Genomic DNA, 17409 nt, shown 5'->3' on the forward strand with positions numbered 1-17409 from the left:
GATCCGGATCAAAGCGTTCCGCCCTAGGGCGGCCTCGGGTCAGCCCGCCTGGGGCTGTTCCTGGAGGGGGTCTTCCTTGGTGTATGTGAGACGTTCCACCTGGCCCGGCTGGAAGTCGTCCTTGATCTCCTTGCCGTTAACGAAGAGCTTCACGGCCCCGGCGTCCCCGAGCACGAGGTCGACGGACTCCTTGTCCGTGAACGTCTTGGACTGGCCCTGGGTCAGGGTGCCGTCGAAGAGCAGCCGGCCGTTGTGGTCCTTGGCCGAGATCCAGCTCTCGCCGGTGTCGGCCGTCAGGACGACCGTGACGAGGTCCTTGGGCGCGGCGGCGATCGCGCTGTCGGAAGGCTCCGGCTTGGGCGCCAGCGGGGCCTGGGGCGTCTGCTGGGGCTGCGCGGCCGGCTTCCCGCCGCTCTGCTTGGGAGCGGGCTTCGGGGCGGCGGAACCTTCCGCCACCGGCTTCTTGGCCTTCTCGTCGCCGCCGCTGAAGGCGGTGAAGCCCACGAAGCCGATCACGGCGACGATGGCGGCGACCATGGCGGCGGTCCAGTTGGGCCGCTGCCTCTCGGGGCGGAGGCGCTCTGCCTCGAACATCGGCGCGGCGGGGGTGGGTGCCGGCCGACCGCCGTGGGCCGCGTCGTAGCTCTCGATCAGGGGTGCCGGATCGAGGTGGACGGCGCGGGCGAGCGTACGGATGTGGCCGCGGGCGTAGACGTCGCCGCCGCAGCGCGTGAAGTCGTCCTCTTCGATCGCGTGCACGATCGGGATGCGCACGCGGGTGGTGGAGCTGACCTCGTCGACGGTGAGCCCGGCGGCGATCCGGGCCTTCTTGAGGGCCGTCCCGATGGACGGTCCTTCGACGGAACGTTCGACGATGCGGTCCTCGGACCGGTCGTCGGTCGAAGGACGCTCTTCTTCGGGGGAGTTGGCGTTGCCGATGGACACGAGGGCGCCTTTCGAGCGTGTAGCCACCTGCTGGATGTCCAGTCTAGGGGGGTGACGAAAGGGTGGAGCAACCGGAGGGTGCACTTCATACGCCATCCGAATGGCGCGGAAGGTTCCGCCCGGTGCGGCGGCGCTGCGCCGTGCGCGTGCCGTGCGCGGTGCCGCCACCTTCCTTCAACTGGACGCGAGCCCAAGGGAAACGGTTGCCCCCCGTTTCATTACGGATGGGCCTCAGCTCATTACGGATGGGCCTCACCGCGGATGACGGCGAGCACTCCGTCCAGCTCATCGGCCTTCAGCAGCACGTCGCGCGCCTTCGAACCCTCGCTCGGGCCGACGATTCCGCGCGATTCCATGAGGTCCATGAGCCGCCCGGCCTTGGCGAAGCCCACCCGCAGCTTGCGCTGGAGCATCGAGGTGGAGCCGAACTGCGTGGAGACGACCAGCTCGGCCGCCTGGCACAGCAGGTCCAGGTCGTCGCCGATGTCCTCGTCGATCTCCTTCTTCTGCTTCTGACCGACGGTGACGTCTTCCCGGAAGACGGGGGCCATCTGGTCCTTGCAGTGCTGGACGATCCCGGCGATCTCGTCCTCGGTGACGAAGGCGCCCTGGAGCCGGACCGGCTTGTTCGCGCCCATCGGCAGGAACAGTCCGTCACCCTTTCCGATCAGCTTCTCGGCGCCCGGCTGGTCCAGGATGACCCGGCTGTCGGCGAGCGAGGAGGTGGCGAAGGCGAGCCGCGAGGGCACGTTCGCCTTGATCAGGCCGGTGACCACGTCCACCGAGGGCCGCTGGGTCGCCAGCACCAGGTGGATGCCGGCCGCACGGGCCAGCTGCGTGATGCGGACGATCGAGTCCTCCACGTCGCGCGGGGCCACCATCATCAGGTCGGCCAGCTCGTCGACGATCACCAGCAGGTACGGGTACGGGCTGAGCTCGCGCTCGCTGCCCGGCGGCAATTTGATCTTGCCGTCCCGGATGGCCTGGTTGAAGTCGTCGATGTGCCGGTAGCCGAAGGCGGCCAGGTCGTCATAGCGCAGGTCCATCTCGCGCACGACCCACTGGAGCGCCTCGGCGGCCCGCTTGGGGTTGGTGATGATCGGCGTGATCAGGTGCGGGATGCCCTCGTACGCCGTCAGCTCCACCCGCTTGGGGTCCACCAGCACCATCCGGACGTCCTCCGGGGTCGCCCGGACCATGACCGAGGTGATCAGGCAGTTGATGCAGGAGGACTTTCCGGAACCGGTGGCACCGGCGACCAGCACGTGCGGCATCTTCGCGAGGTTGGCCATGACGTAGCCGCCCTCTACGTCCTTGCCCAGCGCGACCAGCATCGGGTGGTCGTCCTCGGCCGCGTCCGCCAGCCGCAGTACGTCGCCCAGGTTGACCATCTCGCGGTCGGTGTTCGGGATCTCGATGCCGACCGCGGACTTGCCCGGGATCGGGCTGATGATCCGCACGTCCGGCGAGGCCACGGCGTAGGCGATGTTCTTCGCCAGCGCCGTGATCCGCTCGACCTTCACCGCCGCGCCGAGGGTCACCTCGTAGCGGGTGACCGTCGGCCCCCGGGTGAAACCGGTGACCTGCGCGTCGACCTTGAACTCGGTGAACACGTTCGTCAGCGAGGCGACCACTGCGTCGTTGGCGGCGCTGCGGGTCTTGCCCGGCCCGCCGCGCTCCAGCAGGTCCAGCGAGGGCAGCGCGTACGTGATGTCCCCGCGCAGCTGGAGCTGCTCGGCGCGCGGCGGCAGGGCCTGGGTCTGCGGCGGGGCCTTGGTCAGATCCGGTACCGCCAGCGTCCCGGAGGCCGCGGCGGTGGTGTCGCGCGGGCCGGCTCCCTCGGCCTCCTCGGCCGCCGCGGCCGAGCGCGGTACGGGACGCTCCTCGCGGGCGGGCGGCACCGGAGCGGTGATCTCCACGCCCTCCCGCTCGACGGAGATCCCCTGGGTGAGGTCGGCGACCAGCGGAGAGGGCGGCAGTCCGCCGTAGACCACCCCGTCCAGTGCGGCGGCGGCCGCCGCGGCCACGTCGACGGCGTCCATCTCCCGGTCCATGGCCGGCCGGGACGCGGCCCGCCGCGGCCGGCGCCGCCGGGCGAGGGCCTCCTCCTCGGCGGCGTCCACCGGATCGGCGGGGTCCTCCCCGGCTCCGGTACGGGCCCGCCACCGCTCCGGATCGTGCCGGTCGGCGGCGCCCGCCGCGCCCTCCTGCTCCCCGTAGCCCTCGTCGTATTCGTTCGGCGCGATGATTCCGAGCCTGATCCCGAGCCGCCGCAGCCGCTCCGGGATCGCGTTGACCGGGGTCGCGGTGACCACGAGCAGCCCGAAGACCGTGAGCAGCACCAGCAGCGGTACGGCCAGCGGCGCGCCCATGGTGAAGATCAGCGGCTTGGAGGCGCCCCAGCCGATGAGCCCGCCCGCGTTCTGCATGGCGGTGGTGCCCTCGTCGCGGCCGGGCGCCCCGCAGGCGATGTGGACCAGGCCCAGCACCCCGATGACCAGGGCGGAGAGTCCGATGCCGATGCGGCCGTTGGCGTCGGTCTGCTCGGGATGGCGGATGAAACGTACCGCCATGACACCGAGCAGGATCGGCACGAGCAGATCCAGTCGCCCGAAGGCACCCGTGACCAGCATCGTGACCAGATCCCCGACGGGACCGCTCAGGTTCGACCAGGTTCCGGCGGCGACGATCAGTGCGAGGGCGAGCAGCAGCAGCGCGACGCCGTCCTTGCGGTGGGCGGGGTCGAGGTTCCTGGCACCCTGGCCGATCCCGCGGAAGACGGCGCCGACCGCGTGCGCGCAGCCGAGCCAGAGAGCGCGCACCAGCCGCACCACGCCCCCGGTCGGGGACGGCGCGGGCTTGGGCGCGACCTTCTTGACCGGGGCGCGCCGGGCGGCAGCGGCCTTCTTCGCGGGAGGCTTGCGCGCGGGAGCCGCCTTCTTCGCCGGCGCCGAGGTACGGCCGGTGCGGCCCTTCGCGGTGCCCGCGGTGCTCTGGGAACCCTTGCCGGACGTACGTGAGGCCATGGTCCCGAGATTACCGGTGTCCACGCCGGTGGACACGCGTGCCCACCCCTTCACCCGTTCGTGTCGCCCGTTCCGTAGGCGCTTTGACGCGCCGCCAGACCTGACGCACCGCCAGGCGGGGTGCCCCTCAGCCCTGCAACGGCAGTACGGCTCCCCCGCCGGCCCCCGGCTCCAGCGCGTCCAGCGCCCGCCGCAGCCCGGTCAGCTTGCGCTCCAGATGGGCCGCGGTCGCCACCACCGCCGCCTCGGCCGAATCCTCGCCGAGCTGCTTGGTCAGCGCCTCGGCCTGCTCCTCGACCGCCGCGAGCCGCGCGGAGAGCTCGGCCAGCAGGCCGGCCGTCTCCTTGCTGGCGTCCACGCCGTTCGAACCGCCGCCCTCCAGCTGGAGCCGCAGCAGCGCCGCCTGCTCGCGCAGTTGGCAGTTCTTCGTATACAGCTCCACGAAGACCGAGACCTTGGCGCGCAGCACCCACGGGTCGAAGGGCTTGGAGATGTAGTCCACCGCGCCCGCCGCGTACCCGCGGAAGGTGTGGTGCGGACCGTGGTTGATCGCGGTGAGGAAGATGATCGGGATGTCCCGGGTCCGCTCCCGCCGCTTGATGTGCGCGGCCGTTTCGAATCCGTCCATTCCCGGCATCTGCACATCCAGCAGGATGACCGCGAAATCGTCCGTCAGCAGCGCCTTGAGCGCTTCCTCTCCCGACGACGCCCGGACCAGTGTCTGATCGAGCGCGGAGAGGATGGCCTCCAGCGCCAGCAGATTCTCCGGCCGGTCGTCGACCAGGAGGATCTTGGCCTTCTGCACCATGCCCTGTCCTCCTCGCCCCGGCATGGGGCCTCCCCGGCTCCAGGCTCCGGCCTGTGCGCCGGGCCCCGCCCCAGAGGACGGCATCCTTGCGCCGTCCGTCCTTGTGCCGGTCATCGTAGCCCCAGTCCCGAGATCGCCACACCCTGTCACCAAGATGTCACTGTGCACGTAGTCCTGTCCGGTCGATCCGGCCGAGCTCGCCGGCCGGATCGACCGGACAGGGCCTAGCAGAAACGTGGTGGGAGAGCAGAAGGTTCCCCGTTTGCCACCCTCCCACACCGCCTCGGGCACAGTCCGTCGGCAATTGTTGCCGACCCGCTCGCCCGGTGATCACTTCCCGCGCATCCACTGCTCCATCACCGACAGCAGATAGTCGGGGTCGACCGGCTTGGTGACGTAGTCGGAAGCACCGGAGTCGATCGCTTTCTCCCGGTCCCCCTTCATCGCCTTCGCCGTCAGCGCGATGATCGGCAGCCCCGCGAACTGCGGCATCCGCCGGATCGCCGAGGTCGTGGCATACCCGTCCATCTCCGGCATCATGATGTCCATCAGCACGACCGTCACGTCGTCGTGCTGCTCCAGCACCTCGATGCCCTCCCGCCCGTTCTCCGCGTACAGCACCGCCAGCCCGTGCTGCTCCAGCACGCTGGTCAGCGCGAAGACGTTGCGTACGTCGTCGTCCACGATGAGCACCTTCTCGCCGTGGAAGTCGTACGTCCGGGGCACCACCGGAAGTTCCTCCTCCGCGCTGCCCCAGCCATCCTCGGCCCCCACCGCGCCCGGCTGCCCCGGCACGGCGGTACGCGGCTCGAGGTCGCTCAGCGCCTTGCGCCGGCGCCGGAACAGCGCGGCCCCGCCCTGACCGGGCTCGGAGCCCGGCAGCCCCGACCGCTCCGCACGGGCCGGCGAGGCCTGCGCCGGAGCCGCGGGCGCCACGGGGGCCGCCGGCAGCGCGGGCCGCGCGTCCTCCGCGGGCCTGCGGTACAGCTCGGCGCGGCCACCGCCCGGCGTGGGCGGCGCGTACCCCTGCGGGGGCAGCTCGCTCGGGTGCAGCGGCAAGTACAGCGTGAAGGTGGAGCCGCGGCCGGGCTCGCTTGCCGCATGGATCTCCCCGCCCAGCAGCCTGGCGATCTCCCGGCTGATGGACAGGCCCAGACCCGTGCCCCCGTACTTGCGGCTGGTCGTCCCGTCGGCCTGCTTGAACGCCTCGAAGATCACCAGCATCTTGCTCGCCGCGATCCCGATCCCGGTGTCGGTCACCGAGAAGGCGATCAGATCCGCATCGGCCTCCCGCAGCGACCCGGCCTCCAGCAGCTGCTCCCGGATCGCCATCGGCACATCGGCCCCGGCCGGCCGGATCACCAGCTCCACCGCCCCGGTGTCGGTGAACTTCACCGCGTTGGACAGCAGGTTGCGCAGCACCTGGAGCAGCCGCTGCTCGTCGGTGTGCAGCGTGGCCGGCAGCTCCGGGGAGACCCGTACCGAGAAGTCGAGCCCCTTCTCCGCGGTCAGCGGCCGGAAGGTCGCCTCCACGTAGTCCACGAGCTGCACCAGCGCGATCCGCGTCGGGGAGACGTCCATCTTCCCGGCCTCGACCTTCGACAGGTCGAGGATGTCGTTGATCAGCTGGAGCAGGTCCGAGCCGGCGCCGTGGATGGTCTCGGCGAACTCCACCTGCTTCCCCGAGAGGTTCTCGTCCGCGTTGTCGGCGAGCAGCTTGGCCAGGATCAGCAGCGAGTTGAGCGGGGTCCGCAGCTCGTGCGACATGTTCGCGAGGAACTCGGACTTGTAGCGCATCGAGACCGCGAGCTGCTCGGCGCGCTCCTCCAGAACCTGCCGGGCCTCCTCGATCTCGGTGTTCTTCACCTCGATGTCGCGGTTCTGCTGGGCCAGCAGCTCGGCCTTCTCCTCCAGCTCCGCGTTGGCGGCCTGGAGGGCCTTCTGCCGGTTCTCCAGCTCGTCGGAGCGCTCGCGCAGCTGCTCGGTCATCTCCTGCGACTGCTTCAGCAGCATCTCCGTCTTGGAGTTGACGCTGATGGTGTTGACGCTCGTACCGATCATCTCGGCGATCTGGCTGAGGAAGTCCTTCTGGATCTGCGTGAAGGGCGTGAAGGAGGCCAGCTCGATGACGCCGAGCACCTTCCCCTCGAAGAGCACCGGCAGCACGATCACGTGCGCCGGCGGCGCCTCGCCGAGCCCCGAGGAGATCTTCAGGTAGCCGGGCGGGGTGTTCTCGACCAGGATCGTCCGCTTCTCCTCGGCGACCGTCCCGATCAGCCCCTCCCCCGGCCGGAAGGAGGTGGGCATCTGGCCTCCGGCGTACGCGTAACTCCCGCGCATCCGCAGCTCGTACGAGCCGTCCGCGCCGCCCTCGGTCCCGATCTCGTTGGTGCCGCCGGCCGGCAGGGCCAGGAAGAAGGCCCCGTGCTGCGCCGAGACCACCGGGGTCAGCTCGCTCATGATCAGCGAGGCAACGTCGTCGAGTTCCCGGCGGCCCTGCATCAGCGCGGAGATCCGCGCCAGGTTGCCCTTGAGCCAGTCCTGCTCCTTGTTGGCCAAGGTGGTGTCGCGCAGGTTGACGATCATCGTGTTGATGTTGTCCTGGAGAACCTGGATCTCGCCCGCCGCGTCCACGTCGACCTTCAGGCTGAGGTCGCCGCGGGTCACCGCGGTGGCGACGGCCGCGATCGCGCGCACCTGCCGGGTGAGGTTCCCGGCCATCTCGTTCACGGACTCGGTGAGGTCCCGCCAGGTGCCGTCGACGTCCCGGACCCGGGCCTGACCGCCCAGGATGCCCTCGGTGCCCACCTCGCGGGCCACCCGCGTCACCTGGTCGGCGAACGAGGACAGCTGGTCCACCATCGTGTTGATGGTGGTCTTGAGCTCCAGGATCTCGCCGCGCGCGTCGATGTCGATCTTCTTGGTCATGTCGCCCTTGGCGATGGCGGTCGTGACCATGGCGATCTGCCGCACCTGACCGGTGAGGTTGGAGGCCATGAAGTTCACCGAGTCGGTGAGGTCCTTCCACGTCCCCGAGACGCCCGGCACGTGCGCCTGGCCGCCGAGGCGGCCCTCCGTGCCCACCTCACGGGCCACGCGCGTGACCTCGTCGGCGAAGGACGACAGGGTCTTCACCATCGTGTTCACGGTGTCGGCGAGCTGCGCGACCTCGCCGCGCGCCTCGACGGTGACCTTCTTCGTCAGGTCGCCATTGGCCACCGCCGCCGAGACCTGGGAGATGTTGCGCACCTGCGAGGTCAGGTTGTTGGCCATCAGGTTGACGTTGTCGGTCAGGTCCTTCCAGATGCCCGTCACCCCGCGCACCCGGGCCTGACCGCCCAGGATGCCCTCGGAGCCCACCTCGCGCGCCACCCGCGTCACCTGCTCCGCGAACGACGACAGCTGGTCCACCATCGTGTTGACGGTGGTGACGAGTTCCAGGATCTCGCCCTTCGCATCGACCGTGATCTTCTTCGACAGGTCGCCCATGGCCACCGCCGTGGTCACCTCGGCGATGTTGCGCACCTGCGACGTCAGATTGTTGGCCATGAAGTTGACGGACTGGGTGAGGTCCTTCCAGGTGCCGGAGACACCCTTCACCTCCGCCTGGCCGCCGAGGATGCCCTCGGTACCCACCTCGCGGGCCACCCGGGTCACCTGCTCCGCGAAGTTCGAGAGCTGGTCGACCATCGTGTTGAGGGTGTTCTTCAGCTCCAGGATCTCGCCCCGGGCATCCACGTCGATCTTCTGCGACAGGTCACCGCGCGCCACCGCCGTGGCGACCTGCGCGATGTTGCGCACCTGCGAGGTCAGGTTCCCGGCCATGCCGTTCACGGAATCCGTCAGGTCACGCCATACGCCGGCCACCCCGGGCACCTGCGCCTGACCGCCGAGGCGGCCCTCGGTACCCACGTCCCGGGCCACCCTGGTCACTTGCTCCGCGAAGGCCGAGAGCTGGTCGACCATCGTGTTGATGGTGTTCTTCAGCTCCAGGATCTCGCCGCGGGCATCCACGTCGATCTTCTGCGACAGGTCACCGCGCGCCACCGCCGTGGTCACCTGGGCGATCTGGCGCACCTGGGAAGTCAGGTTGCCGGCCATGAAGTTGACGGAGTCGGTGAGCTCCTTCCAGGTGCCGGACACCCCCTCGACCCGGGCCTGGCCGCCGAGCCGGCCCTCCGTGCCCACGTCCCGCGCCATCCGCGTGACCTGGTCGGCGAAGGAGGACAGCTGGTCCACCATCGTGTTCACGGTGTTCTTCAGCTGGAGCATCTCGCCGGAGACGTCCACGGTGACCTTCTGCGACAGGTCGCCGTTGGCCACCGCTGTCGTCACCTGGGCGATGTTGCGGACCTGCAGGGTGAGGTTGAGGAAGGCGGTGTTCACCGAGTCGGTGAGGTCCTTCCACGTACCCGCGGCTCCCGGCACCTGCGCCTGGCCGCCCAGCTCACCCTCGACGCCGACCTCACGGGCCACTCGCGTCACTTCCGCACCGAAGGACTGGAGCTGGTCCACCATCGTGTTGACGGTGTTCTTCAACTCCAGCATCTCGCCGGCCACATTGACGGTGACCTTCTGCGACAGGTCGCCGTTGGCCACCGCCGTCGTCACCTGCGCGATGTCGCGCACCTGCGTGGTGAGGTTGCGGAAGACCGTGTTCACCGAGTCGGTGAGGTCCTTCCACGTACCCGCGGCCCCCGGCACCTGCGCCTGACCGCCGAGCAGCCCCTTCGCCCCGACCTCGCTGGCCACACGCGTGACCTCGTCCGCGAAGGTCCGCAGCGTCTCGGTCATCTGGTTGATCGTTTCGGCCAGCTGAGCGACCTCGCCGCGCGCGCTCACCCGGACCTTCTGCGACAGATCGCCGTTCGCGACCGCCGTCGTCACCTGCGCGATCCCGCGCACCTGAGCCGTGAGGTTGCCCGCCATGGTGTTGACGGAGTCGGTCAGGTCCTTCCACACACCGGCGACCCCGGGCACCTTCGCCTGGCCGCCGAGCTCACCCTCCGTACCCACCTCGCGGGCGACCCGGGTCACCTCGGAGGAGAAGGAGGACAGCTGGTCCACCATGGTGTTCACGGTGTTCTTCAGCTGGAGCATCTCGCCGGCCACGTGCACCGTGACCTTGCGCGACAGATCGCCCTTCGCCACCGCCGTCGTGACGAGAGCGATATCACGCACCTGAGCGGTGAGCCGGTACGCCATCGTGTTGACGGAGTCGGTCAGATCCTTCCAGGAACCGGACATTCCGCGCACCTGGGCCTGGCCGCCGAGCTTGCCCTCGGTACCCACCTCCAGCGCCACGCGCGTCACCTCGTCGGTGAACGCGGACAGCTGGTCGACCAGGTTGTTGACCGTACGCCCGACCTTCAGGAACTCCCCGCGCAGCGGATGCCCCACCCCGTCCGGGGCCTGGGTCCGCAGATCCATCCGCTGGTCCAGATCACCCTCGGCGACCGCCGACAGCACCCGGCCCACCTCGGACACAGGCCGGGCCAGATCGTCCACCAGCTGGTTCGAGGCATCGATCGCGGCCGCCCAGGAGCCCTCGCAGGCACCTGTTTCCAGCCTTTCGCTCAGCTTGCCCTCGCGGCCCACCATCCTCCGGACCCGGGACAGCTCCCCGGTCAGGTGAAGATTGCGGTCGGCGACCTCGTTGTAGACGGCGGCGATCTCCGCCATCACGCCCTCGCCGGAGACCGTCAGCCGCTTGCGGAAGTTCCCGTCCCGCATCGACACCAGGGCCGTGAGCAGCCGGTTCAGAGCGGCGGTATCGACCTCAGTCGTGCCGCTGCGCCGGGACCGCCCGCCTTTCGGCCGCGTTCCCGTACGCCGCACCGCTGCGCCAGACTCCACCGTGTCCCTCCCGAAAGGGTCGACCGCTGTTCCACCGGGCTTCGAGTGTTCCTGCCCGGCTCTTCAAGCCTGCCCAGTGTTTCACCCTGGCCGAACCCGGCCATAACACTTCGGCACCATCGCACACCCGCCGTACCCTGCGGGTGGAATCCCCGACGACGGCACCATGCCGACCGCGAAGGTAAGTAACCTGGCACCCGATGTCCAACCGCGTCGAAGGAGTCTCGTGATCACGGCACGGGCGGCTGCCAGTTTCGATCCCCTCGGGCGTTCGGTCGCCGCCGCTCGCGCGTTCGTCCGCGACACCCTGCAGGGCTGGGGCTTCGGGGACATCGTCGACGATGCGGTGGTGCTCACCAGCGAGCTCGTCACCAATGCCGTGGTTCACGCCGGAACCCGGGCCGAGGTCCTGTGCCTGCGCGCCGAGGACGGCGTACGGGTCGAGGTCGCCGACCGGTACCCGGAGCGCGAGCTCCCCCTCCAGCACCCCGGCGAGCGCCCGTACGCCGACCCCGACCGCGAGAACGGCCGCGGCCTGATGCTCTGCGCCGCCCTCGCCACCCGCTGGGGCGTCGAGTACACCGCCACCCACAAACACGTGTGGTTCCGCCTCGACCTGCCAGACCGTCCGGTCGGTACCCGCTCCGCGGGCCCCGTCGTCCCCGACCAGCTGCTCCCCCTCGCCGACAGCCGGGTCCGCGTCGCCGTCCTCCAGATCGACTCCGCCGGCTCCGTCTCCGCCTGGAACGAGGACGCCGAGCACATCTTCGGCTACCCCGCCGAGAAGGTCGTCGGCCGCCCGCTCGGCGAGCTCGCCGCCTGGCCCCAGACCCCCGGCACCGGCACCGGCATCGCCGAGGCCCTGCGTCTGTCCCGCTGGGAGGGCAGTTACGGGATCCGCGGCGCCGACGGCCGCGTCATCCCCGTTTACGCCTCGCACCTTCGGGTACGCGACGCCCATGGCGAGCCCTCCATCGTCTGCCTCCTCGTCCACGACGACGAGCGCGCCCTCCTGCAGACCCCCGTACGGATCCCGGCCGACGGGGGTCTCACCGAGCCCCGCCCCGCGGACCCCTTCGAGGTCTTCATCGGCTCGCCCGCCCCCGACGACCTCGACGGACTCCTTCAGCGCACCGTCGAGCGGGCCCGCGACCTCCTCGACGCCGACGCCGCCTTCCTGCTGCTCGCCACCGACGACGAGACCGAGCTCGAGGTCCGCGCCACCACCGGCCTGCCCTCCACCCGCCAGCGCTTCGCCCGCGTCCCCGTCGAAGCCGGCACCAATCGGTACGGCTCGGCCCGCATGCCCGCCGTCCACGACGACCTCGCTGCCGTCCCCGGAGCCGTCCCGCTCCTGGAGTCCACCGGCATGCGGTCCGTGGTGACCGTCCCCCTCAAGGTCGAAGGCCGGCTCACGGGCTCCCTCGGCGTCGCCGCCGAAATCCCCGGCCGCTACTCCAACGAGGAAGCGCTGCGCCTCCAGTTCGCCGCCGACCGCATCGCCCTCGCCGTCGAATCCGCCCGCCTCGGCGAGCTGGAGCGCCTGCGCCGCGGCTCGCTCTCCTTCCTCGTCGAGGCCTCCGACCTGCTGGCCGGCACCCTCGACCGGGACCAGACCCTGGCCCTCATGGCCCAGATGACCGTCCCCACCCTCGCGACCTGGTGCGCCGTCTACACCATCGCGGACCAGTCCTCGGACCCGTACCTCTCCTACGTGCTGCACGAGGACGAGGAACGCATCGACGGCCTCAAGGCCCTGCTCTCCCGGGTCAGCCCGCCCGAACCGGTCCGCGGGGCTGGCGCCCGCCCCTGGCCGGAAACGGCTCTCGCGGTCGGCGGCGAGACCGTCGTCCTCCCGCTGATGGCCCGCAACCGTGTGATCGGCATGCTCACCCTCGGCAAGCCCAGCGAGGAACACTTCCGCCAGGAGATCCTCGAACTCGCCGAGGACCTCTCCCGCCGGGCCGCCCTCGCCCTCGACAACGCCCGTCTCTACTCCGAGCGCACCGCCATCAGCCGCTCCCTCCAGCGCAGCCTGCTGCCGCCCGGCTCCCCCGCGATCCCCGGCATGGAGGTCGAGGTCATCTACCGCGCGGCCGGCGAGGGCAACGAGGTGGGCGGCGACTTCTACGACGTCTTCCCGATCCGCGAGGGCGCGTACGGCTTCGCCATCGGCGACGTCTGCGGTACGGGCCCGGAGGCGGCGGCGGTGACGGGCCTGGCCCGCCACGCCCTGCGACTGCTGGCCCGCGAGGGCCTGGGCGGGCCCGCCGTCCTGGAACGCCTCAACGCGGCGATCCTCGACGAAGGCGCCCGCAGCCGCTTCCTCACCCTCCTGTACGGGGAGCTCCACCCCCAGCCCGACGGCGGCGCCCTGATGAAGGTCGTCTGCGCCGGCCACCCGCTCCCGCTGCGCCTCCGCCCGAACGGCGAGGTCACTCCGGCCGCGGACCCGCAGCCCCTGCTCGGCGTGATCGACGAGCTGGACCTCTACGAGCAGACCCTCACGCTCGACCCCGGTGATGTCCTGCTCTGCGTCACCGACGGCGTGACCGAACGCCGCGAGGGTACCCGCATGCTAGGCGACGACGGCCTCGCCGAGGTCCTCACCACCTGCACGGGCCTCACCGCGGGCGCGGTCGCCTCCCGCGTCCTGCGCGCGGTCGAACGCTTCGCGGCCGAACCGGCCTCGGACGACATGGCCATCCTGGCCTTCCGCGTCCCGCAGCAGCGCGAAGGCGACTGAGCACGCCCGTCATCCCCGTTACCGCCGAGGCCGCGCCGACAAGATCACGAAGGATGGGGGCGCCATTCCTGCGGCCCAGGGGATTCGCCCTGCGTTGAAGACCTCTTCTGGCCCGTCGGTACCGGCGGCGACACTCGCCCGTGCCGTGCTCGGGGCGACGGACGCGGAGGAGAGCGGGGAGACGGCGTCGGCCGTCCAGGCCGTCACGATCTTGAGGACGAGGCGTCGGATCCTGGCCATGGTCATGAGATTGGGTCCTTCCGCTGATCGAGGAGCTCGGACTGCGGATGGGGCGAGGGAGCTGCCTGCTGCCCGTTCCGCCATCCGTGATCCCATTGCGCCCCAGGCAGCGGCCCTGGTCACGGCCCGAGAAATCGGGACTTGACAGCGGGGCCCGCTTCGTGGGCCCCGCCGGCACGGAAACGCAAAAAGGCCCCCGCCAATAGGCGGGGGCCTTTTTTGCTGAGCCCTTTAACGGAATCGAACCGTTGACCTTCTCCTTACCATGGAGACGCTCTACCGACTGAGCTAAAAGGGCGGGTTGTTCGGCGGCGTCCTACTCTCCCACAGGGTCCCCCCTGCAGTACCATCGGCGCTGAAAGGCTTAGCTTCCGGGTTCGGAATGTAACCGGGCGTTTCCCTAACGCTATGACCACCGAAACACTATGAAATTTGAACGCTGGCATGGACACAGCTGTTCGTTATTTCAGAACTAACACAGTGGACGCGAGCAACTGAGGACAAGCCCTCGGCCTATTAGTACCAGTCAGCTTCACCCGTTACCGGGCTTCCACATCTGGCCTATCAACCCAGTCGTCTACTGGGAGCCTTACCCTCTCAAGGAGGTGGGAATACTCATCTTGAAGCAGGCTTCCCGCTTAGATGCTTTCAGCGGTTATCCCTCCCGAACGTAGCCAACCAGCCATGCCCTTGGCAGGACAACTGGCACACCAGAGGTTCGTCCGTCCCGGTCCTCTCGTACTAGGGACAGCCCTTCTCAATATTCCTACGCGCACAGCGGATAGGGACCGAACTGTCTCACGACGTTCTAAACCCAGCTCGCGTACCGCTTTAATGGGCGAACAGCCCAACCCTTGGGACCGACTCCAGCCCCAGGATGCGACGAGCCGACATCGAGGTGCCAAACCATCCCGTCGATATGGACTCTTGGGGAAGATCAGCCTGTTATCCCCGGGGTACCTTTTATCCGTTGAGCGACGGCGCTTCCACAAGCCACCGCCGGATCACTAGTCCCGACTTTCGTCCCTGCTCGACCCGTCGGTCTCACAGTCAAGCTCCCTTGTGCACTTACACTCAACACCTGATTGCCAACCAGGCTGAGGGAACCTTTGGGCGCCTCCGTTACCCTTTGGGAGGCAACCGCCCCAGTTAAACTACCCATCAGACACTGTCCCTGATCCGGATCACGGACCGAGGTTAGACATCCAGCACGACCAGAGTGGTATTTCAACGGCGACTCCACCCCAACTGGCGTTGGGGTTTCAAAGTCTCCCACCTATCCTACACAAGCCGAACCGAACACCAATATCAAACTATAGTAAAGGTCCCGGGGTCTTTCCGTCCTGCTGCGCGAAACGAGCATCTTTACTCGTAGTGCAATTTCACCGGGCCTATGGTTGAGACAGTCGAGAAGTCGTTACGCCATTCGTGCAGGTCGGAACTTACCCGACAAGGAATTTCGCTACCTTAGGATGGTTATAGTTACCACCGCCGTTTACTGGCGCTTAAGTTCTCAGCTTCGCACGCCCGAAAGCGCACTAACCGGTCCCCTTAACGTTCCAGCACCGGGCAGGCGTCAGTCCGTATACATCGCCTTACGGCTTCGCACGGACCTGTGTTTTTAGTAAACAGTCGCTTCTCGCTGGTCTCTGCGGCCACCCCCAGCTCACGGAGTAAATCCGATCACCAGTGATGGCCCCCCTTCTCCCGAAGTTACGGGGGCATTTTGCCGAGTTCCTTAACCATAGTTCACCCGAACGCCTCGGTATTCTCTACCTGACCACCTGAGTCGGTTTAGGGTACGGGCCGCCATGAAACTCGCTAGAGGCTTTTCTCGACAGCATAGGATCATCCACTTCACCACAATCGGCTCGGCATCAGGTCTCAGCCTTAATGAGGGACGGATTTGCCTACCCCTCGGCCTACACCCTTACCCCGGGACTACCACCGCCCGGGCTGGACTACCTTCCTGCGTCACCCCATCGCTTACCTACTACAAGTCTGGTTCGTCGGCTCCACCACTTTCCTTTCCCCGAAGGGTCCGGAACGGCTTCACGGACTTAGCATCGCCTGATTCGATATTGGGCGTTTCAAAGCGGGTACCGGAATATCAACCGGTTGTCCATCGACTACGCCTGTCGGCCTCGCCTTAGGTCCCGACTTACCCTGGGCAGATCAGCTTGACCCAGGAACCCTTAGTCAATCGGCGCACACGTTTCTCACGTGTGTATCGCTACTCATGCCTGCATTCTCACTCGTGAACCGTCCACAACTAGCTTCCGCTGCTGCTTCACCCGGCACACGACGCTCCCCTACCCATCACAGCGGGCGTTGGCCCTATTGCTGCAATGACACGACTTCGGCGGTACGCTTGAGCCCCGCTACATTGTCGGCGCGGAATCACTTGACCAGTGAGCTATTACGCACTCTTTCAAGGGTGGCTGCTTCTAAGCCAACCTCCTGGTTGTCTCTGCGACTCCACATCCTTTCCCACTTAGCGTACGCTTAGGGGCCTTAGTCGATGCTCTGGGCTGTTTCCCTCTCGACCATGGAGCTTATCCCCCACAGTCTCACTGCCGTGCTCTCACTTACCGGCATTCGGAGTTTGGCTAAGGTCAGTAACCCGGTAGGGCCCATCGCCTATCCAGTGCTCTACCTCCGGCAAGAAACACACGACGCTGCACCTAAATGCATTTCGGGGAGAACCAGCTATCACGGAGTTTGATTGGCCTTTCACCCCTAACCACAGGTCATCCCCCAGGTTTTCAACCCTGGTGGGTTCGGTCCTCCACGAAGTCTTACCTCCGCTTCAACCTGCCCATGGCTAGATCACTCCGCTTCGGGTCTAGAGCGTGCAACTCAATCGCCCTATTCGGACTCGCTTTCGCTACGGCTTCCCCACACGGGTTAACCTCGCTACACACCGCTAACTCGCAGGCTCATTCTTCAAAAGGCACGCAGTCACGACCCATTGGGTAAACCCAATGAGCGACGCTCCCACGGCTTGTAGGCACACGGTTTCAGGTACTATTTCACTCCGCTCCCGCGGTACTTTTCACCATTCCCTCACGGTACTATCCGCTATCGGTCACCAGGGAATATTTAGGCTTAGCGGGTGGTCCCGCCAGATTCACACGGGATTTCTCGGGCCCCGTGCTACTTGGGAGATTCTTAAGCAAGCCGCTGATGTTTCGTCTACGGGGGTCTTACCCTCTACGCCGGACCTTTCGCATGTCCTTCGACTACATCAACGGTTTCTGACTCGCCGACCGGCCGGCAGACCGATCAAAAGAATTCCCACAACCCCGCATGCGCAACCCCTGCCGGGTATCACACGCATACGGTTTGGCCTCATCCGGTTTCGCTCGCCACTACTCCCGGAATCACGGTTGTTTTCTCTTCCTGCGGGTACTGAGATGTTTCACTTCCCCGCGTTCCCTCCACATGCCCTATGTGTTCAGGCATGGGTGACAGCCCATGACGACTGCCGGGTTTCCCCATTCGGACACCCCCGGATCAAAGCTCAGTTGGCAGCTCCCCGGGGCCTATCGCGGCCTCTCACGTCCTTCATCGGTTCCTGGTGCCAAGGCATCCACCGTGCGCCCTTAAAAACTTGGCCACAGATGCTCGCGTCCACTGTGTAGTTCTCAAACAACGACCAGCCACCCATCACCCTGATCCATACAGATCAAGTTCACTGGGGCCGGCACTGAAGACATGACCTCACGGCCGTACCTTCAGGACCCAACAACGTGCCAGGCACCAGAAATCTTCCGTCTCCTCTTTCC

At 67.5% G+C, this 17409-nt stretch carries 5 protein-coding genes, 1 tRNA gene and 2 rRNA genes; 1 reads left to right on the forward strand and 7 read right to left on the reverse strand.

All coding sequences use genetic code 11. From position 1 onward, the window contains the following. Window positions 1-39: 39 nt before the first annotated feature. The 4 genes from JIW86_RS13120 to JIW86_RS13135 form a co-directional block, all read right to left on the reverse strand. Window positions 40-945, reverse strand: a complete 906-nt coding sequence (locus JIW86_RS13120; RefSeq protein ID WP_215142155.1) for a helix-turn-helix domain-containing protein — start codon at window positions 943-945, stop codon at window positions 40-42. Window positions 946-1184: 239 nt separating this feature from the next. Further along, entirely contained in the window at window positions 1185-3971 is a 2787-nt protein-coding gene (locus JIW86_RS13125) for a DNA translocase FtsK (RefSeq protein WP_257553918.1), read from the reverse strand. Between the two features lie 127 nt (window positions 3972-4098). Continuing rightward, window positions 4099-4779: a response regulator gene (locus JIW86_RS13130; RefSeq protein ID WP_215142151.1), complete on the reverse strand. Its 681-nt coding sequence runs from the start codon at window positions 4777-4779 to the stop codon at window positions 4099-4101. A gap of 330 nt (window positions 4780-5109) precedes the next feature. After that, window positions 5110-10635, reverse strand: coding sequence for a HAMP domain-containing protein (locus JIW86_RS13135; protein WP_257553919.1), 5526 nt, complete (start codon window positions 10633-10635; stop codon window positions 5110-5112). Window positions 10636-10801: 166 nt separating this feature from the next. Here JIW86_RS13135 and JIW86_RS13140 point away from each other — a divergent pair, with 166 nt between their 5' ends. Beyond that, window positions 10802-13381, forward strand: a complete 2580-nt coding sequence (locus tag JIW86_RS13140) for a SpoIIE family protein phosphatase (RefSeq protein ID WP_257553920.1) — start codon at window positions 10802-10804, stop codon at window positions 13379-13381. Window positions 13382-13846: 465 nt separating this feature from the next. On the opposite strand, the gene JIW86_RS13145 is transcribed toward JIW86_RS13140, so the two are convergent. From JIW86_RS13145 to JIW86_RS13155, 3 genes are all read right to left on the reverse strand, one after another. Beyond that, window positions 13847-13919: transfer RNA gene (locus JIW86_RS13145), tRNA-Thr, on the reverse strand. 5 nt (window positions 13920-13924) lie between these two features. After that, window positions 13925-14041: ribosomal RNA gene (rrf, locus tag JIW86_RS13150) — 5S ribosomal RNA — on the reverse strand. 76 nt (window positions 14042-14117) lie between these two features. Beyond that, window positions 14118-17240, reverse strand: a 23S ribosomal RNA gene (locus JIW86_RS13155). Window positions 17241-17409 lie beyond the last annotated feature (169 nt).

It is taken from the genome of Streptomyces sp. NBC_00162 (assembly GCF_024611995.1).
GTDB lineage: Bacteria > Actinomycetota > Actinomycetes > Streptomycetales > Streptomycetaceae > Streptomyces.